General features: G+C 70.5%; 18 protein-coding genes. 11 read left to right on the top strand and 7 right to left on the bottom strand.

What is annotated here, in order from left to right; translation table 11 throughout:
- Positions 1-4: 4 nt before the first annotated feature.
- Positions 5-1,396: an L-lactate permease gene (locus tag GGQ83_RS09690; protein ID WP_184383558.1), complete on the bottom strand. Its 1,392-nt coding sequence runs from the start codon at positions 1,394-1,396 to the stop codon at positions 5-7.
- A complete protein-coding gene (locus GGQ83_RS09685) occupies positions 1,393-2,262 on the bottom strand; it encodes a DMT family transporter (RefSeq protein WP_242534905.1) in 870 nt (289 codons plus the stop codon). Before GGQ83_RS09685 ends, GGQ83_RS09690 begins: the two co-directional genes overlap by 4 nt.
- Positions 2,263-2,349: 87 nt before the next feature.
- Between GGQ83_RS09685 and GGQ83_RS09680 the strand changes: the two genes are divergently transcribed.
- Genes GGQ83_RS09680 through GGQ83_RS09670 form a run of 3 tightly spaced genes read left to right on the top strand, consistent with a single transcriptional unit; the run spans position 2,350 to position 6,610 of the window.
- Positions 2,350-4,227, top strand: coding sequence for an AMP-binding protein (locus GGQ83_RS09680; protein WP_184383557.1), 1,878 nt, complete (start codon positions 2,350-2,352; stop codon positions 4,225-4,227).
- Positions 4,224-4,994, top strand: coding sequence for an enoyl-CoA hydratase (locus tag GGQ83_RS09675; protein WP_184383556.1), 771 nt, complete (start codon positions 4,224-4,226; stop codon positions 4,992-4,994). The genes GGQ83_RS09680 and GGQ83_RS09675 overlap by 4 nt, the downstream gene beginning before the upstream one ends.
- A gap of 2 nt (positions 4,995-4,996) precedes the next feature.
- On the top strand, positions 4,997-6,610 hold the full coding sequence (locus GGQ83_RS09670; RefSeq protein WP_184383555.1) for an acyl-CoA synthetase: 1,614 nt from the start codon (positions 4,997-4,999) through the stop codon (positions 6,608-6,610).
- Here GGQ83_RS09670 and GGQ83_RS09665 read toward each other — a convergent pair.
- The 3 genes from GGQ83_RS09665 to GGQ83_RS09655 form a co-directional block, all read right to left on the bottom strand.
- Positions 6,607-7,314 (bottom strand): metallophosphoesterase family protein, encoded by a 708-nt coding sequence (locus GGQ83_RS09665; protein WP_184383554.1) that lies wholly within the window; start codon positions 7,312-7,314, stop codon positions 6,607-6,609. The two genes, GGQ83_RS09670 and GGQ83_RS09665, sit on opposite strands and share 4 nt — an antisense overlap.
- Before the next feature lie 25 nt (positions 7,315-7,339).
- A protein-coding gene (prfB, locus tag GGQ83_RS09660; protein WP_184383553.1) for a peptide chain release factor 2 occupies positions 7,340-8,471 on the bottom strand; the annotation gives its coding sequence in 2 pieces (ribosomal slippage) (positions 7,340-8,401 and positions 8,403-8,471; 1,131 coding nt in all).
- Positions 8,472-8,477: 6 nt separating this feature from the next.
- Complete coding sequence (locus tag GGQ83_RS09655; RefSeq protein ID WP_242534906.1) at positions 8,478-10,928, bottom strand: penicillin-binding protein 1A; 2,451 nt, start codon at positions 10,926-10,928, stop codon at positions 8,478-8,480.
- Between the two features lie 274 nt (positions 10,929-11,202).
- Between GGQ83_RS09655 and GGQ83_RS09650 the strand changes: the two genes are divergently transcribed.
- The 8 genes from GGQ83_RS09650 (at position 11,203) to GGQ83_RS09615 (ending at position 19,764) form a co-directional block, all read left to right on the top strand.
- Positions 11,203-12,789 (top strand): ABC transporter substrate-binding protein, encoded by a 1,587-nt coding sequence (locus GGQ83_RS09650; protein ID WP_242534907.1) that lies wholly within the window; start codon positions 11,203-11,205, stop codon positions 12,787-12,789.
- Positions 12,789-13,763 carry an ABC transporter permease gene (locus tag GGQ83_RS09645; RefSeq protein ID WP_184383551.1) on the top strand — a complete coding sequence of 325 codons (975 nt, stop codon included), beginning with the start codon at positions 12,789-12,791 and terminating at the stop codon, positions 13,761-13,763. The genes GGQ83_RS09650 and GGQ83_RS09645 overlap by 1 nt, the downstream gene beginning before the upstream one ends.
- Positions 13,760-14,671, top strand: coding sequence for an ABC transporter permease (locus GGQ83_RS09640; RefSeq protein WP_184383550.1), 912 nt, complete (start codon positions 13,760-13,762; stop codon positions 14,669-14,671). Before GGQ83_RS09645 ends, GGQ83_RS09640 begins: the two co-directional genes overlap by 4 nt.
- 1 nt (position 14,672) lies before the next feature.
- Positions 14,673-15,650, top strand: a complete 978-nt coding sequence (locus GGQ83_RS09635) for an ABC transporter ATP-binding protein (protein ID WP_184383549.1) — start codon at positions 14,673-14,675, stop codon at positions 15,648-15,650.
- Entirely contained in the window at positions 15,647-16,651 is a 1,005-nt protein-coding gene (locus GGQ83_RS09630) for an ABC transporter ATP-binding protein (protein ID WP_184383548.1), read from the top strand. Before GGQ83_RS09635 ends, GGQ83_RS09630 begins: the two co-directional genes overlap by 4 nt.
- Before the next feature lie 159 nt (positions 16,652-16,810).
- Positions 16,811-17,401, top strand: a complete 591-nt coding sequence (locus GGQ83_RS09625) for a hypothetical protein (protein ID WP_184383547.1) — start codon at positions 16,811-16,813, stop codon at positions 17,399-17,401.
- 9 nt (positions 17,402-17,410) lie between these two features.
- Complete coding sequence (locus GGQ83_RS09620) at positions 17,411-18,595, top strand: MFS transporter (protein WP_184383546.1); 1,185 nt, start codon at positions 17,411-17,413, stop codon at positions 18,593-18,595.
- A gap of 32 nt (positions 18,596-18,627) precedes the next feature.
- Positions 18,628-19,764: an S-(hydroxymethyl)glutathione dehydrogenase/class III alcohol dehydrogenase gene (locus tag GGQ83_RS09615; protein WP_184383545.1), complete on the top strand. Its 1,137-nt coding sequence runs from the start codon at positions 18,628-18,630 to the stop codon at positions 19,762-19,764.
- Between the two features lie 34 nt (positions 19,765-19,798).
- Here the strand turns inward: GGQ83_RS09615 and GGQ83_RS09610 are convergent, their stop codons facing one another.
- Together GGQ83_RS09610 and GGQ83_RS09605 are read right to left on the bottom strand one after the other, a co-directional pair.
- Positions 19,799-21,241 carry an amidohydrolase family protein gene (locus tag GGQ83_RS09610; protein ID WP_184383544.1) on the bottom strand — a complete coding sequence of 481 codons (1,443 nt, stop codon included), beginning with the start codon at positions 21,239-21,241 and terminating at the stop codon, positions 19,799-19,801.
- Between the two features lie 15 nt (positions 21,242-21,256).
- Complete coding sequence (locus tag GGQ83_RS09605; RefSeq protein WP_184383543.1) at positions 21,257-22,222, bottom strand: Bug family tripartite tricarboxylate transporter substrate binding protein; 966 nt, start codon at positions 22,220-22,222, stop codon at positions 21,257-21,259.
- Positions 22,223-22,253: the final 31 nt, after the last annotated feature.

The raw sequence follows: 22,253 nt of genomic DNA, 5'->3' as shown, positions 1-22,253 counted from the left end.
GGGCCTAGCTCAACACCCAGAGGGTCGCGGTGCCAAGGGCCAGCACCATCAGCATGGAGGGCCACACCAGGCGCCACACCTGCGTGGGCCGCGTGCCGCCGCCGGCGATGGCGCAGAGCATGGCGACGACGGCGATGCTCATCCCCGCCCCCGCGCCACTGGCGAAGTTCTGCACCCCCGGCACCAGCAGGGAGGGCAGGCCCAGCGTGGCGCCCAGCGCCTGCTGAACCGGCATCAGCGCGGCATTGCCGCCCACATTGCTGCCCGTGACGAAGCCCGCCAGCAGGCCAAGCGGCGCCACCAGGAATAGCGCCGTCCCGCCCGCTGCCGCGGCCATGGCCTCGGCCAGCCCAGCCGCCACGCCGCCGCCCGCCAGCCACCGCCCCAGCAGCACATAGAGCAGCAGCACCGCGATGGGCCGCCCCGAACGCCGCAGCGCCCCCGCGAAACCCGACACCGGCCGCGGCCGCAGCGCCAGCAGCGGCAGCGCGACGGCCCAGAGCACCAGCCCCACATGGGTCAGCGGGAAGGCCGGCAGTTCCGCGAAGGGCTGCCAGGCGGGCGCGCCCGGGATGGCGCGGGACGCCAGGAGTGCGGCCGCCAGCACCAGGTAGGGGCCGGCCGACCGCAGCGCGGCACCCGGGTCGCGCGGCGGATCGGCCCGCCACAGCGCCCAAAGCAGCACGAGGCCGGTGGCGACGACGCCGATCACCTCGAAGGGCAGCACCCAGTGCAGCCCCAGCATCAGCGCGCCCAGCACCGCCAGCATCAGCGCCTGCATGGCCTTCTCGCGCGCGGGCACCACCACGCCGGCCCTCGCCTGAAGGGCCCAGAGCAGGGGGGCGAGGCAGGGCATCCACAGCGCCGTCGGAATGGCGGAGATGCGCGCCACCTCATGCGGCGGCAGCCCGGTCATGGTGGCGCCGAGCAGCGTGCCGGGGCCAAGCCCGCCCCAGGGCACCAGCACCAGCGCCTGCACCGACAGCGCCACCGCCACCGCGCCGCCGATCCCCATGGCGCGCAGCGCGGCCAGCGCGAAGATGCCGCCGATGGCGAAGCCGGTGACACTTTCCAGGAAACAGCCCAGCGGCAGGGTGGCGGCGAAGATGCGCGCGGGGGTGGGCAGGCGTGGCGCCGTGTCGGCATCGCGCGCCACCGCGGCCTGGAACAGAAGCCCGCCCGTGATGATGGCGACCACCTGCAGGGCGAGCCACAATGCGCGGAGCGTTTCGGCCGGCAGGAAGCCGGCCAGCGTCGCCCCCTCGGGCAGGCTGACCGCGATGGCCGGCAGCGCCAGCGCCAGCGCCACCCCGCAGGCCAGCAGCGGCCCCGCGCGCCCGCTGCCCAGCAGGGCCAGCAGCGCCAGCAGCGGCGCGGCCTGGAGCAGCAATGTCATGCCCGCCGCGCCTCCCGCACCGTGATGACGACGGCGCCCGTCAGGATCACGGCCGCCCCCAGCAGGGTCCAGCCATCGGGCACTTCCGCGAACAGCACCCAGCCGAACGCCATGATGACCACCAGGCGCAGATACTGGAACGGCGCCACGGCACTCGCCTCGCCCGCGCGCAGCGCCTCGGTCACGAACCAGATGATGCCGGGCGTGAACAGCGCGAAGACCAGCAGGATCGCGGCGTCCCCCAGCCCGATCGGCGCCCAGCCCCAGAGGAAGAAGGGCAGGGTGCAGAGGCTCGTCACGATGCCCACCCAGGCCACCACCGTCTGCGTGGATTCGGTGCGCGACAGCGCGCGCGAGGACAGCGTGATGCCGCACCAGGCCAGCGCCGCCCCCAGTGCCGTCAGCGCACCCAGCAGCGGGATGTCCGTGCCCGGCCGCAGCATGATGGCGACCCCCAGCAGCCCCAGCAGCGTGCCGGCCCAGCGCGCCGCGTCCACCCGCTCCCGCAAAATCGGTCCCGCCAGCAGCGTGGTGAACATCACGTTGGTGAAGGACAGCACCGTGGCGGTGGCGAGGTCGAGGAAGGCGAAGCTGAGGAAATACAGCCCCCAGGTCAGCGCCGAAGCCAGCCCCCGGAACAGATGCAGCCCGAGCCTGTGCGTGCGGAACACCGCCAGCCCCGCCCCCAGGATCAGCGGCAGCACCCAGAGCAACTGCCCCATGGACCGCGCGAAGACCTGGGTGGTGGTGGGAATGCCGCGGTCGTTCATCCAGCGGATGAACAGCACCTCCACCGCGAAGAGCACGGTTCCCAGCGACATCAGGATGGCGCCGCGCAGATTGCCGGGCAGGGAGGCGAAGCGCATCGGGCCATGGTGCTGTCGCGGCGCTTGCGAAGCAACGGCCGGAACGCCACCCTGTCCCGCGCCCGGCACAGGGCGGGAGGGAAGAACATGTCCGGCTATGACGCGGCCTATGCCGCATGGCGGGCGGACCCGGAGGCGTGGTGGCTGGAGGCGGCCGCCGGCCTCGACTGGTCGGTGCCGCCCCGCCGCGCCTTCGATGCGTCCTCGGGCCTCTATGGGCGCTGGTTCCCGGATGGGCGGCTCAACACCTGCCACAACGCGGTGGACCGGCATGTGGCGGCGGGGCGGGGTGGCCACACGGCGCTGCTCTACGACAGCCCGATGACCGGGCGTGTGGAACACATCACCTATGCCACCCTGCAATCCCGCGTGGCGCGGCTGGCGGGTGCCTTGGCCGCGCGCGGCGTGGGCCATGGCGATCGCGTGCTGATCTACATGCCCATGGTGCCCGAGGCGGCCATCGCCATGCTGGCCTGCGCGCGGCTGGGCGCCATCCATTCCGTGGTGTTCGGCGGCTTCGCGGCGGCGGAACTGGCCACGCGCATCACCGATGCCACGCCGCGTGCCGTGATCTCGGCCAGTTGCGGGCTCGAACCGGGGCGCGTCGTGCCCTACAAGCCGCTGCTGGACGCCGCCATCGGCATGGCCGCGCACAAGCCCGATTTCTGCCTGGTGCTGCAACGCGAGCAGCTGCGGGCCGACCTCACCCCCGGGCGCGACTTCGACTACGCGGCGGAGGAAGCGGCGGGCGAGCCCCACCCCTGCGTGGAGGTGGCGGCAACGGACCCGCTCTACATCCTCTACACCAGCGGCACGACCGGGAAGCCCAAGGGCATCGTGCGCGACCATGGCGGCCATGCGGTGGCGCTGCACCGCTCCATGTCCATGATCTATGGCATGGCGCCGGGCGAGGTCTTCTGGGCGGCGTCCGATGTGGGCTGGGTCGTGGGGCATTCCTACATCGTCTATGCGCCGCTTCTGGCCGGCTGCACTTCGGTGCTGTTCGAAGGAAAGCCCGTGGGCACGCCGGACCCCGGCACCTTCTGGCGCGTCTGCGCGCAGCATGGGGTGAAGCTGCTCTTCACCGCGCCCACCGCCATCCGCGCCATCAAGAAGGAGGACCCGGAGGGGACGCACCTCGCCCACCACGACCTGTCGCGGCTGGAGGCGCTGTATCTGGCCGGCGAACGCTGCGACCCGCCCACGGCGGAATGGGCGGCGGCGAAGCTCGGCAAGCCCGTGGTGGACCATTGGTGGCAGACCGAGACGGGCTGGCCCATCACCGCGGGCTTCCGGGAATTCGGTCTGTTCGATCCGCGCCCGGGCGCCGGCGGCAAGCCCACGCCCGGCTTCGAGGTGCGCGTGCTGGACGCGTCCGGCGCCGAGGTGCCGCCCGGCGCCGAGGGCGCGCTGGTGATCAAGCTGCCCCTGCCGCCCGGCTGCGCCCCCACGCTGTGGAACGCCGAGGCGCGCTACCGCGAGGCCTATCTCTCCACCTTCCCGGGCTTCTACGACACCTCCGACGCCGGGATGGTGGACGGGGAGGGCTTCGTCTGGGTGATGGGCCGCACGGACGACATCATCAACGTGGCCGGCCACCGCCTCTCCACGGGCGCGATGGAGGAGGTGCTGGCATCCCACCCCGATGTGGCGGAATGCGCTGTGGTGGGCGCGGCCGACGGGCTGAAGGGCCAGGTGCCCGTGGGCCTCGTCGTGCTGAAATCCGGCGCCGCACGGCCCGAGGACCAGGTAGCGCGCGAACTCGTGGCCCTGGTGCGCGAACGCATCGGCCCCGTCGCCGCCTTCCGCGACGCGCGCGTGGTGCCGCGCCTGCCCAAGACGCGCTCGGGCAAGATATTGCGCGCCACCATCCGCAAGATCGCCGACGGGCAGGAATTCACCGTGCCGCCCACGATTGACGACCCCGTGATCCTGCAGGAAATCCAGGAGGTGCTGGCGCGATGATCACCACCGAACGGCGCAATGACGGCGTGGCGCTGCTGGTGCTGGACCGGCCGGCCGCGCGCAACGCGCTCTCGCTCGCCATGCTCGAAGCCCTGGCCGATGCGCTGCGCGAGGCCGAGGATGCCCGCTGCGTGGTGCTCGCCGCCAACGGCCCCGCCTTCTGCGCGGGGCATGACCTGCGCGAACTCACCGCCGCGCGGGGTGCCGCCGATGGCGGGCATGAGTTCTTCGCGCGCACCATGGCGCTGTGCAGCCAGGTGATGCGCCAGGTGGTGCAGCACCCCGTGCCGGTGATTGGCGCCGTGGAAGGGGTGGCGACGGCCGCCGGCTGCCAGCTAGTCGCGAGCTGCGACATGGCGGTGGCCAGCCCCACCGCGCGCTTCTGCACGCCGGGCGTGGATATCGGCCTGTTCTGCTCGACGCCCGCCGTGGCGCTCTCGCGCGCCGTGCCGCGCAAGGCGGCCATGGAGATGCTGCTGACCGGCCGCATGGTGGGTGCCGAGGAGGCGCGCGCGCTCGGCCTCGTCAACCGCGTGGCGGAAGACGCGCGGGCGGCGGCGCTGGAACTGGCGGCGCAGGTGGCCGCGCGCTCGGCGCTGACCATCCGCATGGGCAAGCGTGGCTTCCTCGCGCAGGAGGGATGCGCGCTGGACGCGGCCTACGCCACCGCCTCGCAGGTGATGGTCGACAACATGCTGGCCGCCGACGCCGCCGAGGGCATCGGCGCCTTCCTCGAAAAGCGCAAACCCACATGGCAGGATCGCTGAGCATGGCCGCCGCCGACTACGACGCCCTTCCCCGCCAGGACGCCAACCACCAGCCGCTGACGCCGCTGCTGTTCCTGGAACGCACGGCCACGACCTTCCCTGACCATGTGGCCGTCGCCTATGGCGGCACGCGCCGCAGCTATCGCGAATTGCGCGAACGCTGCGTGCGCCTGGCCCATGCGCTGACGAAGCTGGGCCTCGGGCGCGGCGACACGGTGGCGGTGCTGCTGCCCAATATCCCGGAAATGGTCGAGGCGCATTTCGGCGTGGCCATGGCGGGCTGCGTGCTGAACACCATCAACACGCGGCTCGATGCCGCGACCATCGCCTACATCCTGGACCATGGCGAAGCCCGCGCGCTGATCCTGGACCGCGAATGGGTGCCGGTGGTGTGCGCGGCCCTCGCGCAATGCCGCGTGAAGCCCACGATCATCGAGGTGGAGGACCGCGAGGCGCCTTCCCACGAAACCCTGGGCGCGCAGGATTACGAGGAATTCCTCCGCCAAGGCGACCCGGGCTTCGCCTGGCCCCTGCCGCGGGATGAGTGGGACGCCATCGCGTTGAACTACACCTCCGGCACAACTGGAAAACCGAAGGGCGTGGTCTATCACCACCGCGGCGCGCATCTGCTGGCGGTGGGCAATGTGCTGGCGGCGGGGATGGCGCGGCATCCGGTCTATCTCTGGACGCTGCCCATGTTCCACTGCAATGGCTGGTGCTTCCCCTGGACCATCACCGCCATGGCCGGCACCCATGTCTGCCTGCGCGCCGTGCGCGGGCCCGTCATGTGGTCGCTGATCGCGGGCGAGGGCGTCACCCACATGTGCGGCGCGCCCATCGTGATGAGCGCGCTGTTGCAGACGCCCGAGAAGGAGCAACGCCATCTGCCCGGCCCCGTCACCTTCGTCGTCGCCGGCGCGCCCCCGCCCGAGGCGGTGCTGGCCGCCATGAAGCAGGCGGGTTTCGGTGTGCTGCACGTCTATGGGCTGACCGAGGTCTATGGCCCCGCCGTCACGAATGAATGGCACGGTGAATGGGATGCGCTGCCCGCCCCGGAACAGGCGCGCCTGATGGCCCGCCAGGGCGTGCGCTACGTGCCGCTGGAGGGGCTGGAGGTGATGGACCCCGAGACCATGACGCCCGTGCCCGCCGATGGCGCGACGATGGGCGAGGTGATGTTCCGCGGCAATGTGGTGATGAAGGGCTACCTCAAGGATCCGGACGCCACGCAGAAGGCCTTCGCCGGCGGCTGGTTCCATTCGGGCGACCTCGCGGTGAAGTACCCCGATGGCTACATCCAGCTGCGCGACCGCTCGAAGGACATCATCATCTCGGGCGGCGAGAACATCAGCAGCATCGAGGTGGAGGACGCGCTCTACAAGCACCCATCCGTGGCCGTGGCCGCCGTGGTGGCGCAGCCTGACGAGAAATGGGGCGAGGTGCCCTGCGCCTTCGTCGAACTCAAGCCGGGGATGGAGGCGAGCGAGGCGGAATTGACCGCCCATTGCCGCACCATTCTGCCCGGCTTCAAGGTGCCCAAGCGCGTGGTGTTCCAGGAACTGCCCAAGACCAGCACGGGCAAGATCCAGAAGCATGTGCTGCGCCAAGCCGTCTAGGCAGTGAGTAGGCCCACCCGGTCTTCCTCGAACACGCCGCAGGTCAGCGGCCCGCCGAAGACGGCGCCGGTGTCGAGGTTGATGCGGTTTTCGCGCAGATCGGCCTCGCGCTCGCGCACGGGGGTGTGGCCATGCACCACGATGACGCCGTGGTCGGCCTCGCTGTTGAGGAAGGCGCCGCGGATGCGGATCAGGTCGTCGGGCGCCTGGTCTTCCAGCGCCACCCCGGGGCGGATGCCGGCATGGGCGAAGAAATAGGGGCCGATGCGGTGCCGAAGCGCGAGCCCGCGCAGGAAGGCGATGTGCGCGGCGGGAATGCCCGTGGCCCAGCTCTCGCGCGGGGCGTGCGGGGCCATGCCCCAGGAGGTCAGTGCCTCCCGCCCGCCATAATAGATCCAGTCGGTGGCCGCCGGCGCGTCGCCGTCCAGCGCCGCCAGCAGCGTCGCCTCATGGTTGCCCATCAGGTTCACCACCGGGCAGGCGTCGAAGCCCATTGCCGCCTCGACCACGCCCGCGCTGTCCGGCCCGCGGTCAATGTAGTCGCCCAGGTGCACGAGGGTGGCGCCGCGCGTGGGGTGTGCCTTGAGGTCGTCGCGGATGGCGGCGTGCAGCGCGCGCAGCTTGTCGGCGCAGCCATGCACGTCACCGATGGCATAGACGCGCAGCCCATCCGCCAGGCGGGCGGGGGCACGCAGCCATTTCATGGACCCGCCGCTCAAGGCGCGGCCCTCATTGCGAGTTGGCACTCGCCTCGCTGCGCGTCGCACCGACGCGCTGCGCCAGGGCGGCGGCCATGAACTCATCCAGCTCGCCATCCAGCACGGCGGCGGGGTTGCCCTTTTCCACGCCGGTGCGGAGGTCCTTCACCATCTGGTACGGCTGCAAGACGTAGCTGCGGATCTGGTGGCCCCAGCCGATATCGGTCTTGCTCGCTTCGGCCGCGTCGCTGATGGCTTCGCGCTTCTTGAGTTCCAGCTCGTAGAGCCGCGCCTTCAGCATGTTCATCGCGATCACGCGGTTCTTGTGCTGGCTGCGGTCCTGGGTCGAGGCCGCCACGATGCCCGTGGGCAAATGGGTGAAGCGCACGCCGCTGTCCGTCTTGTTCACGTGCTGCCCGCCGGCGCCGGAGGCGCGGAAGGTGTCGGTCTTGATGTCGGCCGGGTTGATCTCGATCTCGATCTTGTCGTCCACCACCGGATAGACATAGACGCTGGCGAAGCTGGTCTGGCGCCGCGCCGCCGCGTCGAAGGGCGAGATGCGCACCAGCCGGTGCACCCCCGTCTCGGTCTTCATCCAGCCATAGGCGTTGGGGCCCGTGACCTGCAGCGTCACGGACTTGATGCCGGCCTGCTCGCCCTCGGACTGCTCGGTGATGGACACCTTGTAGCCGCGCGCCTCGGCCCAGCGCATGTACATGCGCATCAGCATCTCGGCCCAATCCTGCGCCTCGGTGCCGCCGGCGCCGGCATTCACCTCGACATAGCAATCATTCTGGTCGGCCTCGCCGGAGAGCAGGCTCTCGATCTCGCGGCGCTTGGCCTCGGCGGCGAAGGTCTTGAGGTCCTCGACCAGCGTGTCGGCGGTGGCGGTGTCATTCTCCGCCTCGGCCATCTCGATCAGCTCCATCGCGTCGCTGACGGATTGTTCGAGGCGCTGGACGCCCTCCACCTGGTCGGCCAGGCGCCCGCGCTCGCGCATCACGGCCTGCGCGGCTTCGGGCTTGTTCCAAAGGTCGGGGTCCTCGGCCCGGGCGTTCAGCTCGGCGAGGCGGGCGGTTGCGGCATCCCAGTCAAAGATGCCTCCTCAGCAGGGACACGGAGGCCGTGATCTGCTCGTGCAATTGTGTGGCATCAGCGCGCATGGCGGATCAATACAACCCGCCCAGCCCGCTGTCCACGCGCTCCGCCGCGCCGATGCCCGAGACCTCGGTGGGGTCGCGCGCCGCGTTCTCGGTGCCGGGGCGGAAGGCCTCGATGATGGTCTGGCCCGTGTCGTGCTGCAGCCGCACCAAGGCGACGCCCGGCGGCGCGCGGAAGGGCACGGGCGGGCTGTCGCCGAGGGCCGCGGCCAGCACGTCGCGGAAGATGGGGGCGGCCAGGCGCCCGCCGCCCACATCGCCGCCCGCCTCGCCCGCGCGGCGCAGCGTGCGCGGCTCGTCATAGCCCACCCAGACCGCGATCACGATGTCGGGCGTGTAGCCGACGAACCAGGCGTCCTGGAAATCATTGGTGGTGCCGGTCTTGCCGGCGATGGGCCGGTTCAGCCCCGTGGCCGCCCGCCCGCCGGTGCCGCGCTGCACCGCGCCCTGCAGGATGGAGGTGATCTGATAGGCCGCGATCGGGTCCACGATGGCGCGGCGGTTGTCGGAGAGCTGCGGCGGGCCGGATTCGGGCCCCGCCTCGCAGCCCACGCATTCCCGCGCCTGGGTGCGCCACAGCACGCGGCCGCGCGCGTCCTGCACGCTGTCGATGAAGCTGGGCTCCACGCGCCGGCCGCCATTGACGAAGCTGGCGTAAGCGGCAGCCTGGCGCAGCACGGTGGTCTCGCCGGCACCCAGGCTCATCGCCAGGAAGTGCGGCATGTTCTCGATCACGCCGAAGCGGTTGGCCACCTCGGCCACGCGGTCAATCCCCACCTCCTGCGCCACGCGCACGGTGGCGAGGTTGCGGCTGAGTTCCAGGGCGCGGCGCATGGACATGTAGCCCATGACACGGCCATCGGCGTTGCCGGGGCGCCAGACGCCGGCACCGGTCGGCACCTCGATCTCGGCGTCGAGATAGCGCTGGTTGGGCGGGATGCCCGCCTCCAGCGCCGGCAGGAAGACGAAGGGCTTGAAGGAGGAGCCGGGCTGGCGCATCGCCTGCGTCGCGCGGTTGAACCAGGACCGTTCAAAGCTCCACCCGCCCGCCATGGCCAGCACGCGGCCCGTATTGGGGTCCAGCGCCACGACGGCGCCTTCCACCTCGGGCGCCTGACGCAGGCCCAGGCGCTCGGGCCGGGCGGGGGTGCGGCCCTGGGCGGGGCGCGCCTCCTCCAGTTCCACCATCACGACATCGCCGGGGTTCAGCACGTCGGACATGCGGCGCGGCGCGGGGCCGAGGCGCGCTGGCTGCCCGCCCGCGCCCGCGATGACGGGACGCGCCCAGGAAAGTTCGTCGAGGAACAGCCGGCCCGTGCGCGGCTCGGCCGGGGCGCGCGGCTGGGCGCGTTCGAACCAGCCCAACCGGGCTTCGCGATCCGCCACCTCCAGCACCACGGCGTGGCGCCAGGCGCGCTCCATGCCGGGGGGGCGGGGGGTCGCTTCCAGGGCGGGCAGCCATTCGGTCGGGCCGTGCGCGATGTTGGTCACGGGGCCGCGCCAGCCGCCGCGCCTGCGGTCATAGTCCAGCAGGTGGGTGCGAAGGGCCGTCTCGGTCGCGGCCTGCAATTCCGGGTCGAGGCTGGTGCGGACCACGAGGCCGCCGCCCTGGGTGCGGTCGGCGCCGAAGCGGCTCAGCAGCTCGCGCCGCACCTCCTCGGTGAAGTGCTGGCCCACCGGCACCACCTCCGGCCGGCGGGTGGGGCGGGCCTGGATGGGCTCGGCGCGGGCGGTGTCGTGCTGTTCCTGCGTGATGGCGCCATCGGCCAGCATGCGGCCCAGCACCCAGTCGCGGCGGATGCGTGCCTGCTCGGGGAAGCGCAGCGGGTTGTAGTTGTTGGGCGCCTTGGGCAGCGCGGCCAGGAAGGCCATCTCGCTCAGCGTCAGGTCGTCCAGCGCCTTGTCGAAATAGGCCTGGGCGGCGGCGGCCACGCCATAGGCCTGGGCGCCCAGGAAGATCTCGTTGAGGTAGATCTCCAGGATGCGCGACTTGGGCAGCGCATTCTCCAGCCGGATGGCCAGCAGCGCCTCGCGCACCTTGCGCAGGATGGTGCGGTCGGAACCCACCAGCATGTTCTTCGCGACCTGCTGGGTGATGGTGGAGGCGCCCAGCATCCGCCGCCCGCCCAGGTAGTTCTCCACGTTCATCACCACGGCGCGGGCCAGGGCCATGGGGTCCACGCCGAAATGCGTCTCGAAATTCTGGTCCTCGGCCGAGATGAAGGCCTGCTGGAGCTGCCGCGGAATCGCCTCGATGGGGACGAAGACCCGGCGCTCGGCTGCCAGCTCCGCCATCAGCCGGCTGTCGGTCGCGAAGATGCGGCTCATCTGCGGGGGGGAATAATCGGCGAGCCAGCGGTAGTCGGGCAGGTCCGCCTCGACCTGGCGATACACGCCATATGCCGCGACACCACCCGCCAGCGAGCCGGCCACCGCCACGACGAAGAGGGTCCGCAGCAAGCCGCCGAACAGCCGGAAGCGGCGGCGCGGTGCTGCCTTGGGCGCCGCCTTCGGGGAAGCTTGGCGCGTGCGCGTGCGGCCGGCGGCCGGCTTTGACTCCACAGCGAGCCGGGTCGGAGGCGTAACGTTATCGGTCATGACACCTATATAGCATGGCGGGGCCTGGGTTGCAGCGGGCGGGGAATATCGCGCTGCAATATGGCGAAACGTATCTGGCCAGCCCCGCGCCGATGCTGCTAAGCCCTGCCGCCTGGAACTGAGTGGGGAAGAGGCAATGGCAATGAAGATGCGCGGCCGCAAGCTGGCCGCCGGCGCCGTGATGGGCGCCGCGATGGCGTTGGCGGCCCATGGGGCGCAAGCGCAGAACCTGAACATGGCGGTGGGCGCCCCGGTCACCTCGCTCGACCCGCACTACCACCAGCTCTCCCCCAACAACGCCGCCGCCGGCATGATCTTCGACCGGCTGATCAACACCGATGGCGACGCGCGGATGCAGCCCGGCCTCGCGGAAAGCTGGCGCGCGATCGAGCCCAATGTGTGGGAATTCCGCCTGCGCCGCGGCGTCACCTTCCACAACGGCAACCCCTTCACCGCGGAAGACGTGGCCTTCACCTTCCGGCGCGTGCCCAACGTGCCCAACAGCCCCTCCTCCTTCGCGGCCTTCGTGCGGCCGATCACGAATGTGGAGGTGGTGGACAGCCACACGCTGCGCATCACCACGCAGAACCCCTCGCCCCTGCTGCCGCAGGACATGACGAACATCTTCATCCTGGACCGCGAGACGCACGAGAACGCGACCACGGAGCAGTTCAACAGCGGCGTCGCCGCCATCGGCACCGGGCCCTTCCGCGTGGTCAGCCACACCATGGGCGACCGCATCGAATTCGCCCGCAATGACAGCTATTTCGGCACCCGCCCGGCCTGGGCCACGGTGAACTACCGCATGATCACCAATGGTGGCGCGCGCACGGCCGCGCTGCTCTCGGGCGATGTGGACTTCATCGACCAGGTTCCCACGCCCGACCTCGCGCGCGTCCGCGGCGACCGCCGCCTCGCGGTCAGCGAGAAGGTGGGTCTGCGGCTGATCTTCCTCGGCCTCGACCACATGCGCGAGGATGCCTCGCCCTTCGTCACCGACAACAATGGCCAGCCCATCGCGCGCAACCCGCTGCGCGACCTGCGGGTGCGCCAGGCGCTGTCCATCGCCATCGACCGCCCGGCCATCGCGAACCGCGTCATGGAAGGCTCGGCCACGCCGTCGGCGCAGTTCCTGCCGCCGGGCGTCTTCTCGCACATCCCGAACTTCGCGCCGCCGGCGCCGGACGCCGCGCGCGCCCGTGCCCTGCTGGCCGAGGCGGGATTCCCCGAGGGCTTCCGCATCACCCTGCACGGCCCCAACAACCGCTACCCGAATGACGGCCGCATCGTGCAGGCGGTGGGCCAGATGTGGACGCGCATCGGCGTGCGGACCACGGTCGAGGCGCAGCCCTGGACCACCTTCGTGGGCCGCGCCGGGCGCCAGGAATTCTCGGCCTTCCTGATCGGCTGGGGCTCCAACCCCGAGGGTTCGCACCCCGTCCGCAACATCCTGGCCACCGCCAACCGTGACCGCGGCTGGGGCGCGTCCAACCGCGGCCGCTACAGCAACCCCGAGGTGGACCGCCGCCTGGAGGCCGCGCTGGTCGAGATCGACGACGCGCGCCGCGAGGTCATCCTGCAGGAAGCGCAGCGCATCGCGCTCGACGACGTGGGCATCATCCCCATCCACATCCAGACCAACATCTGGGCGATGCGGAACACGCTGCAACACGAGGCCCGCGCCGATGAGCTGACGCGCGCCCAGGACATCCGGCCCCGCTAATGACCGTCTACCTGCTGCGGCGGATTCTCCAGTCGCTCATGGTCCTTCTGGCCATGAGCGTCATCGTCTTCGTGGGCGTCTATGCCATCGGCGACCCGGTCGAGATCCTGATCTCGCCCGACGCCGACCAGATGGAGCGTGAGCGCGCCATCGCCGCCCTCGGGCTCGACCTGCCGCTGTGGCAGCAATACCTGGTCTTCCTGCAGAACGCGCTGCGGGGGGATCTGGGGCGCAGCTTCGTGTTCAACGAGCCTGCCTTGCAGCTCATCCTCAACCGCATGCCGGCGACGCTGGAGCTGGCCTTCGGGGCCATGTTCCTCTCGGTGCTGATCGGCCTGCCGCTCGGCCTCTATGCCGGGCTGAAGCCGGACAGCGTGGGTTCGCGCGTCATCATGGCGGGCAGCATCCTGGGCTTCTCGCTGCCCACCTTCTGGGTGGGGCTGATGCTCATCATGGTCTTCGCCGTGCAGCTGGGCTGGCTGCCCAGTTCGGGCCGGGGCGAGACGGTGCAGATCCTGGGCCTGCACTGGTCCTTCCTGACGGCCAATGGCTGGATGCACCTGGCCATGCCGGCCTTCAACCTCGCCCTGTTCAAGATCAGCCTCGTCATCCGCCTCACGCGCTCAGGCGTGCGGGAGGCGATGCTGATGGATTATGTGAAGTTCGCCCGCGCCAAGGGGCTTTCGCCCACGCGCGTCACCTTCGTGCATGTGTTCAAGAACATCCTGATCCCGGTCGTCACCGTGGTGGGGCTGGAACTCGGTTCCACCATCGCCTTCTCGGTGGTGACGGAGACGGTCTTTGCCTGGCCGGGCATGGGCAAGCTCATCATCGACAGCATCAACGTGCTCGATAGGCCGGTGATCGTCGCCTACCTCATGGTCATCGTGCTCATGTTCATCACCATCAACCTGATCGTGGACATCCTCTATTCGGTGCTGGACCCGCGGGTGCGGCTGGAGTCCAAGGCATGAGCGACACCACGGCGCCCGCCCCGGTCGCGGCGAAGGAGGAAACCCCCTTCCGCCGCTTCGTCTCCGAATTCGCGGCCAACAAGGTGGCCGTCGGCGGGCTGCTGGTCTTCGTGACCATCGCCCTGCTGGCCATCTTCGCGCCCTGGATCGCGCCGCAGAACCCCTATGACCTCGCGCAGCTCGACATCATGGACGGCCGCCTGCCGCCCGGCGAGGTCGGCGGCTCGGGCATCACCCACTGGCTCGGCACCGACGACCAGGGGCGCGACATGCTCTCGGGCATCATCTACGGGCTGCGCATCTCGCTGATCGTGGGCATCGGCTCGGCCGTGATCGCCTGCCTGGTCGGCGCCTCGCTCGGGCTGCTGGCGGCCTATGCGGGCGGGCGGACCGACAGCTTCATCATGCGCCTGGTGGACCTGCAGCTCAGCTTCCCCACCATCCTCGCCGCGCTGATGATCCTGGCCTTCCTGGGCAAGGGCGTGCTGAACGTCGTCATCGCGCTGGTCATCGTGGAATGGGCTTATTACGCGCGCACGGTGCGCGGCTCGGCCCTGGTGGAGCGGCGGCGCGAATACATCGAGGCGGCGCAATGCCTGGTGCTGCCCACGAGCCGCATCCTGTTCCGGCATCTGTTCCCGAACTGCCTGCCGCCGCTGATCGTCATCGGCACCATCCAGATCGCGCGCGCCATCGCGCTGGAGGCGACGCTCTCCTTCCTCGGCCTCGGCGTGCCCATCACCGAGCCCTCGCTCGGCCTGCTCATCGCCAACGGGTTCGAATACATGCTGAGCGGCAATTACTGGATCAGCTTCTACCCGGGCATCGCGCTTCTGGTCACGATCGTCAGCATCAACCTGATGGGCGACCACCTCCGCGACGTACTGAATCCAAGGCTGAAGAAGTAACATGTCCACCACTCTCGAAGTGCGGAACCTCCGCACGCATTTCTTCACGCGCGCGGGCGTGGTGAAGGCCGTGGACGGCGTCAGCTTCACCGTGGGCCGCGGCCAGGTGCTGGGGCTGGTCGGTGAATCCGGCTCGGGCAAGACCGTGACGGGCTTCTCCATCATCGGCCTGGTGGACCCGCCGGGGCGCGTCGTGGAAGGCGAAATCCTCTTCCACGGCCGCAACCTCGCCACCGCCAGCGAGGAGGAACTCCGCCACCTGCGCGGCAACCGCATCGCCATGATCTTCCAGGACCCGATGATGACGTTGAACCCGGTGCTCCGGGTGGACACGCAGATGATCGAGACGGTCCTGGCGCATGAGAAGGTCAGCCGCGAAGAGGCCCGCCAGCGCTCGCGCGACGCGCTCGGCATGGTGGGCATCCCGAGCCCGGATGAGCGCCTGAAATCCTACCCGCACCAGTTCTCGGGCGGCATGCGCCAGCGCGTCGCCATCGCCATCGCGCTGCTGCACCGGCCCGAGCTCATCATCGCGGACGAACCCACCACGGCGCTGGACGTCACCATCCAGGGGCAAATCCTGGCCGAGGTGCAGAAGCTCGCCGCCACCACCGGCACCAGCCTGATCTGGATCACGCATGACCTCTCGGTGGTCGCCGGCCTCGCGGACGAGATCGCGGTCATGTATGCCGGCCGCGTCGTCGAGGGCGGCGAGGTGGGTGCCGTGCTGGACGCGCCCTTCCACCCCTACACGGTGGGCCTCATCGGCTCCGTCCCCAGCCGCAACCGCCGCGGTGAGCCGCTGCGGCAAATCCCGGGCATGACGCCCTCGCTGCTCAAGCTGCCGGCCGGCTGCGCCTTCCGCAGCCGCTGCCCGCGCGCGGACGAGGCCTGCCTCGCCATGCCGGACCTGCTCGAACTGCGGCCGGGCCGCCGCGCCCGCTGTTTCCACCCGCATCTGGAAGGGGCGGGGGCATGAGCGCCACCAACGACACCCCGCTGCTGGAGCTGCGCGGCATCTCGCGCCGCTTCGAGAAGAAGCTCGACTTCGCCGGCAAGATCGCCCGCTTCCTCGGCGCGCCGCTCCGTGAGGAGGTGGTGCATGCCGTGGACGACGTCACCATCGGCATCCGCAAGGGCGAGGTGGTGGGCCTGGTGGGAGAGAGCGGCTGCGGCAAGTCCACGCTGGGCCGTATCGCCGCCGGCATCATGCCGCCCTCGAACGGCCAGGTGCTGTGGCGCGGGACGGATGTGACGAAGCTGGACGGCCCCGCCTCGCGCGAGGCCCGGCTGCGCGCGCAGATGATCTTCCAGGACCCCTATGCCTCGCTGAACCCGCGCATGCGCGTGGAGGACATCGTGGGCGAGGCGCCGCTGGTGCACGGCATGACCACGCGCGCCGGCTTCAGCGCCTATGTCGAGGAGCAGATGCGCCGCGCGGGGCTCGACCCCGCCTTCAAGCGCCGCTACCCGCACCAGTTCTCGGGCGGGCAGCGCCAGCGCATCGGCATCGCGCGCGCGCTGGCCGTGAAGCCGGAATTCATCGTCTGCGACGAGGCGGTGGCGGCACTCGACGTCTCCATCCAGGCGCAGATCCTAAACCTGTTCATGAAGCTGCGGTCGGAGCTGGACCTCACCTATCTCTTCATCAGCCATGACCTCAGCGTGGTGGAACACCTCAGCGACCGCGTGGTGATCATGTATCTGGGCCGGGTGGTGGAGCAGGCGCCGGCGGAGGAAATCTTCGCCCGCGCCAACCACCCCTACACCGTCTCGCTGCTCAACTCCGTGCCGCGGATCGAGGCGCGCAAGCGGGCCTTCACCACGGTGAAGGGCGAAATCCCCTCGCCGCTGAACCCGCCCACGGGCTGCCACTTCCACCCCCGCTGCCCGCACGCCATGCCGCGCTGCAGCCAGGAGGTGCCGAAGCTGAAGGAAGTGGCGCCAGGGCACTTCTCGGCCTGCCATCTGAATTCTTGATGGCCTCAAGCGCCGGGCGTCACGCCGCAGGCGTGCCTTCGGCACGACACCTCTGGCCGCTTGGCTTCGCCGCGCCAATGGCGGGCCATGGGGCAGGCTGGTCTGGCGGCGCCGGCCGCGTTGCGGCCGGATGGCGATGAAGACGTGCCCGACCCACGAATGAACGCCGCGCCCCCCTATTTCGCCCAATGGGAATCGGCCGCGCTGGTGGCCGAGTTCCTGGCGGGGCGGGACGCGGCGACGGACCCGCTCTGGGCCGCCTCCGGCGCGGAAAGCCCGGCGGAATATGCGCGCTGGGCGCACCACCTCTGTGGCATGGCATGCCTGCGCATGGCCTTGGCCGTGCGGGGCGAGCATCACCGCATTCATGACCTGCGCCGCGCCGTTCAGGCCCTGGGCGGCTATGTCGAGGAACCGGATGGCGAGATCCGCGGCCTGATCTATGCCGGCGCCGTCGCCTGGCTGCAGTCACGCGGCATCGCGGCCCGCATCGTGCTGGACGAACCCATGCCGGCGCTGGCCCCGGGCCAGCTCTATATCGCCTCGGTCCACGCCACGATCCGCACGCCGGAGGTGGCGCCGCCCCGGCGCGGCGGCCACCTCGTGCTGGTCTTCGGGACCGATGGGGAGGGGCGGTTGCGCTTCCACAACCCCTCCGGCCATGACGAGGCGACGCGCCGCGACGCCCGGCTTCGCGCCGAGGATTTCCAACGCTACCATGCGGAACGCGGCATCCTGATCGGGCCGTAGAAAGGCCCCATGCCGATCGCCCGCACCAGCGACCGCGCCCTCATCTTCGGCATTGCCATCAACCAGGTGCTGGGCTGGGGCACGCTCTTCGTGCCTTTCACCCTGTTCATCGAGCCCATGGAGCGCGAGCTCGGCTGGGCACGCGCCTCCATCAGCGGGGCGTTGACTTTGGGGCTGCTGCTGTCGGGCCTGGCGGCGGTGCATGTGGGCCGTTTCGTGGACCGCAATGGCGGGCGGCTGCCGCTGGGCCTGGGCGGCATCGCGGGGGCCTTGGTGCTGGTGGCCTGGGCGCTGGTGGAGAGCCTCTGGGCCTTCTACGCCATCTGGCTGGCCATGGGGCTGGTGCAGGCGACGGCGCTGTGGGCGCCGGCCATGGCGGTGGTGGTCTCGCTGGCCAAGCAGCCCATGCGCGTCATCACCGGCATCACCTTCATCACGGGCTTCACGGCCACCATCTTCATCCCGCTCGCCGAGGCGCTGATCCAGTCCTTCGGATGGCGCGGCGCGCTGTGGGTGCTGGCGGGCATCCAGTGCTGCGCGGGGCTGCTGGCGCTGTGGCAGTTCCAGGGGGCGCGGCCGCCGCCGCCGCGCGCGGGGGCGGCGCCCTTCACGCTGCGGGCCACGCTGCGCCGCCCCGCCTTCTGGGGCCTTGCCCTGGTGCTGTCCGCGCATTCCTTCGTGGGGGTGGGGCTGGCCGCGCATCTGGTGCCGCTGCTGCGCGAACGCGGCCTGGACGAGATCAGCGTCATCTGGCTGGCCGCCCTGCACGGGCCCTTCCAGGTCGCGGCGCGGGGTTGCCTCTTCGCGCTGGGCCCGCGCGCGCGCATGGCGGTGGTGGGGCTGATCTGCATGGTGCTGATGCCAGCCGCGATGGTGTGGCTGGCGCTGGCGCCCTCCACCTTCGGCTGGATCCTGGTCTTCACCATGGGCTGGGCGGTGGCGGATGGGCTGATGTCCATCGTGCGCGCCGGCGCCCCCGCCGAATTCCTGGGGCGCGAGGGCTATGGCGCCGTCACCGGCGCGCTCGCCATGGCCAGCGCGCCCATGCGCGCCTTCGCGCCGCTGGTGGTGGCACTCGCGTGGCAATGGGGCGAGAGCTACACGCCCGCGGTCTGGATGCTTGCGGTGGTGGGGCTGCTGGCGCTGCTGGGCTTCGTGATGGCGCTGTTGGACCGGGGGCGCGCGGCTGGCTAAGTTGCGCCGGTGATTCGCGAAGGAAACGCCCGATGAAGACCCGCGCCGCCGTGGCCTGGGAGGCCGGCAAGCCCCTCTCCATCGAGACCATCGACATCGAGGGCCCCAAGCCCGGCGAGGTGCTGGTGGAGGTGATGGCCACCGGCATCTGCCACACCGACGCCTACACCCTCTCGGGCGCGGACCCGGAGGGGCTGTTCCCCGCCATCCTGGGCCATGAGGGGGCCGGCATCGTGCGCGAGGTGGGCGCTGGCGTGACCTCGCTGAAGGTGGGCGACCATGTCATCCCGCTCTACACGCCCGAATGCCGGCAGTGCAAAACCTGCCTGAGCCAGCGCAGCAACCTGTGCACCGCCATCCGGGCCACGCAGGGCAAGGGGGTGATGCCGGATGGCACCAGCCGTTTCCGCTGCGACACGCCGCGTGTCGCGGGCAGCACGTCCAACGCCATCATGCACTACATGGGCTGCTCCACCTTCGCGAACTTCACGGTGCTGCCCGAGATCGCGCTGGCCAAGGTGCGCGAGGACGCGCCCTTCGACGTCATCTGCTACATCGGCTGCGGCGTGACCACGGGCATCGGCGCGGTGGTAAACACGGCCAAGGTCTGGCCGGGCGCGACCGTGGCCGTCTTTGGTTTGGGCGGCATCGGGCTGAACGTGATCCAGGGTGCCAAGCTGGTCGGCGCCGACAAGATCATCGGCGTGGACATCAACCCGGGCCGCGAGGCCATGGCGCGCGAATTCGGCATGACGCATTTCGTGAATCCGGACAGCGTGGGCCGGGACAAGGTCATCCAGGCCATCCAGGACCTGACCGATGGCGGCGCCGATTTCAGCTTCGAATGCGTGGGCAACACGAACCTGATGCGCCAGGCGCTGGAATGCACGCATCGCGGCTGGGGCACCTCCATCATCATCGGCGTCGCCGCCTCGGGGCAGGAGATCTCCACGCGCCCCTTCCAGCTGGTGACGGGCCGCAACTGGCGCGGCACGGCCTTCGGCGGCGCGCGCGGCCGCACCGACGTCCCGCGCATCGTGGACTGGTACATGGAGGGCAAGATCAGGATCGACCCGCTGATCACCCACCGCCTCAAGCTGGACGAGATCAACACGGGCTTCGACCTGATGCACAAGGGCGAGAGCATCAGGTCGGTGGTGATCTACTGAGGCCCCCTCTACTGAGGCACTGGGAAGGGCGGGCTCACCCGCTCTTCGACACCGGCTGCATGTTCACCCGCGCCGCGCCATCGGCCACATGCGCGGGCAGCGGCCGGAACCCATCGGGGATTTCGATCCCCGGGTTCTCCGCGAAGAGCCGCGACCAGGCGCGGGAGGCGATCTCCTCCGCCTCCGCGATGATCGCCGCCTCGTCCATGGTCAGCACCGTGCCGTCGCGCATCACCCATGCGCCATCCACCATCACGTCCGAGACGTCGCTCGCCTGGCCCTGGTGGACGAAGGCCGCGACGGGCCGCAGGAAGGGCGCCAGATGCGCCCGGTCCACCCGGATCATGATGAGGTCCGCCAGGTTCCCCTCCGCCAGCCAGCCGCCGCCCGCGATGCCCATGGCCTTGTAGCCATTGCGCGTGGCCCAGCGCAGCGCCTCCTCGGGCGTGGGGTTGCGGCCGTCCTGGCGGCGGATGCGCTCCATGAAGAGGCCGGTGCGCATCACCTCCACCATGTCCTCGGCCATGTTGTCCGTGCCCATGGCGATGTTGCAGCCGGCCTCTTCCATCTCGCACACGCGCGGGGAAAGCCCCCGCCGCGCCGCGATGGCGGAGTTGAACGCCACATGCGCGCGGTGCTTGCCCAGCACCTTCTCCTCGAAGGGCGCCATGCAGCGGCAATGCGCGCCGATCATCCGGTCATGGATGAAGCCGATGCTGTCCAGGAATTCGCTGGGCAGCATGTTGTGATGCGCCTTGATGGCCGCGACCTCGCCCCAGATCTGGTTGAGGTGAATGGTGCAGACCGTGTCCAGCTCCTGCTGCAGCGCGCGCAGCTCGCGCAGCAATTCCTCCGAGCACACATCGGGCGCCCAGGCCGAGACACCCACCGTGATGCGGCCCTCTCCCGCGCCATGCCATTTCGCGTGCAGGTCGCGGATACGCTGCACCCCACGCGCGCCAAGTGCCGGGTCGCGGCGGAACTCCGAAGGGTCGCCGATGGAGGCGCCCGCGCGGTCCCAGGCGCGCTCGGCCAGCAGCATCCGCAGCCCCGTGTCGAGCATGGCCTGGGCATAGCCCTCGATGCCCGCCGCATCCTCCAGCACCGCCGTGGTGCCGGAGCGGATGGCTTCCAAGGCACCCAGTTGGCACATCACCTTCTGCTCATGCGCTGTCATGGGCGGCAGCGGGATGGGCGAGAGCCCGCCGTCGAAGGGCGGCTGGTGCGGTGGCGAGAGGTCCTCGAAGACCCCGCGCGCCATGGTCATCACCAGATGGGTGTGGATGTTGGCGAAGCCCGGGAAGATGGCGCGGCCGCGCGCATCCAGCACCTCGGCGCCGGGGAAGCGCGCCGCCATTTCCGCCGCCTTCCCCAGCCCCACGATGCGCCGTCCCTCGATGGCGATGGCGCCGCCATGCCAGACGGTGTTCGCGTCATCGCCGGTGACGATGGTCGCGTTGGTGATCAGCAGCGTCATGCGCGCGCCCTCCCTTTATTCGGGTTGGATGTTCGCCTCGCGCACCAGGCGCGTCCAGCTCTCGCGCTCGGCGGCCATGCGGCGGTCGAGCTCCGCGCCCGGGGCGAAATCCACCAGCGAGCCGAAGCCGTGCATCTGCTCGCGCATTTCGGGCTGGGACATGACGTGGCGGAACCCGTCCTCCAGCCTCTGCCGCCGCTCGGGCGCGATGCGGCGCGGGGCGATGATGCCGTTGAAGCCGATCACGCCCCAATCCGTGCCGGCCTCCCGCACCGTGGGGATGTCGGGCAGGTTCGGGTGGCGCGTGGGGGTGGAGATGGCCAGCACCTTCACGCGCCCGGCCTCATGCGCGCCGCGGAACACGCCGTAATTGCCGATCATCATGTGGACATCGCCGGCCAGCAGCCCGACCAGCGCGGGGCCCGTGCCGCGATAGGGCACATGCGTCATGGACACGCCCGCCGCGCGGCGCCAGCTTTCGTAGAAGAGGTGCGGCCCCGACCCCACCCCGGCCGAGCCGAAGTTGAAGGCCTCGGGCCGCGACTTCAGCAGGGCGGTCCATTCAGCGAGGTTCTGCGCCGGCACGCCGCCGCCGATGACCAGCACGACCGGCCCGGCGGTGAGCTGCGCGACCCCCACGAAATCCCGCTGCGTGTCGAAGGGCAGGCTGGGGTAGAGCGCATGGGTGATGCCGAGATTGCCCGCATCCCCCATGAACAGCGTGTGCCCGTCCGGCTCCACGCGCGTCATGTGCTCCATGGCGATGTTGCCATTGGCGCCGGCGCGGTTCTCCACCACCACGGGCACGCCCAGATGCTCGGACAGGCGCGTCATGATGGGGCGGCCCACCACATCGGTGCCGCCGCCGGCCGGGTAGCCGATGATGACGCGGATGGGGCGGTCGGGGAACGCGCCCTGGGCGCGCGTGGTGGCGGGCAGCGCGAGGGCAGGGGCGGCGAGCAGCAGGCTGCGGCGGTTCATGGGACGGTCCTCCGGACGGGTTGCCCGCAGC

Source organism: Roseococcus suduntuyensis, from assembly GCF_014196305.1.
Classification (GTDB): domain Bacteria; phylum Pseudomonadota; class Alphaproteobacteria; order Acetobacterales; family Acetobacteraceae; genus Roseococcus; species Roseococcus suduntuyensis.
This window is presented reverse-complemented; position numbering and strand designations above follow the sequence as displayed.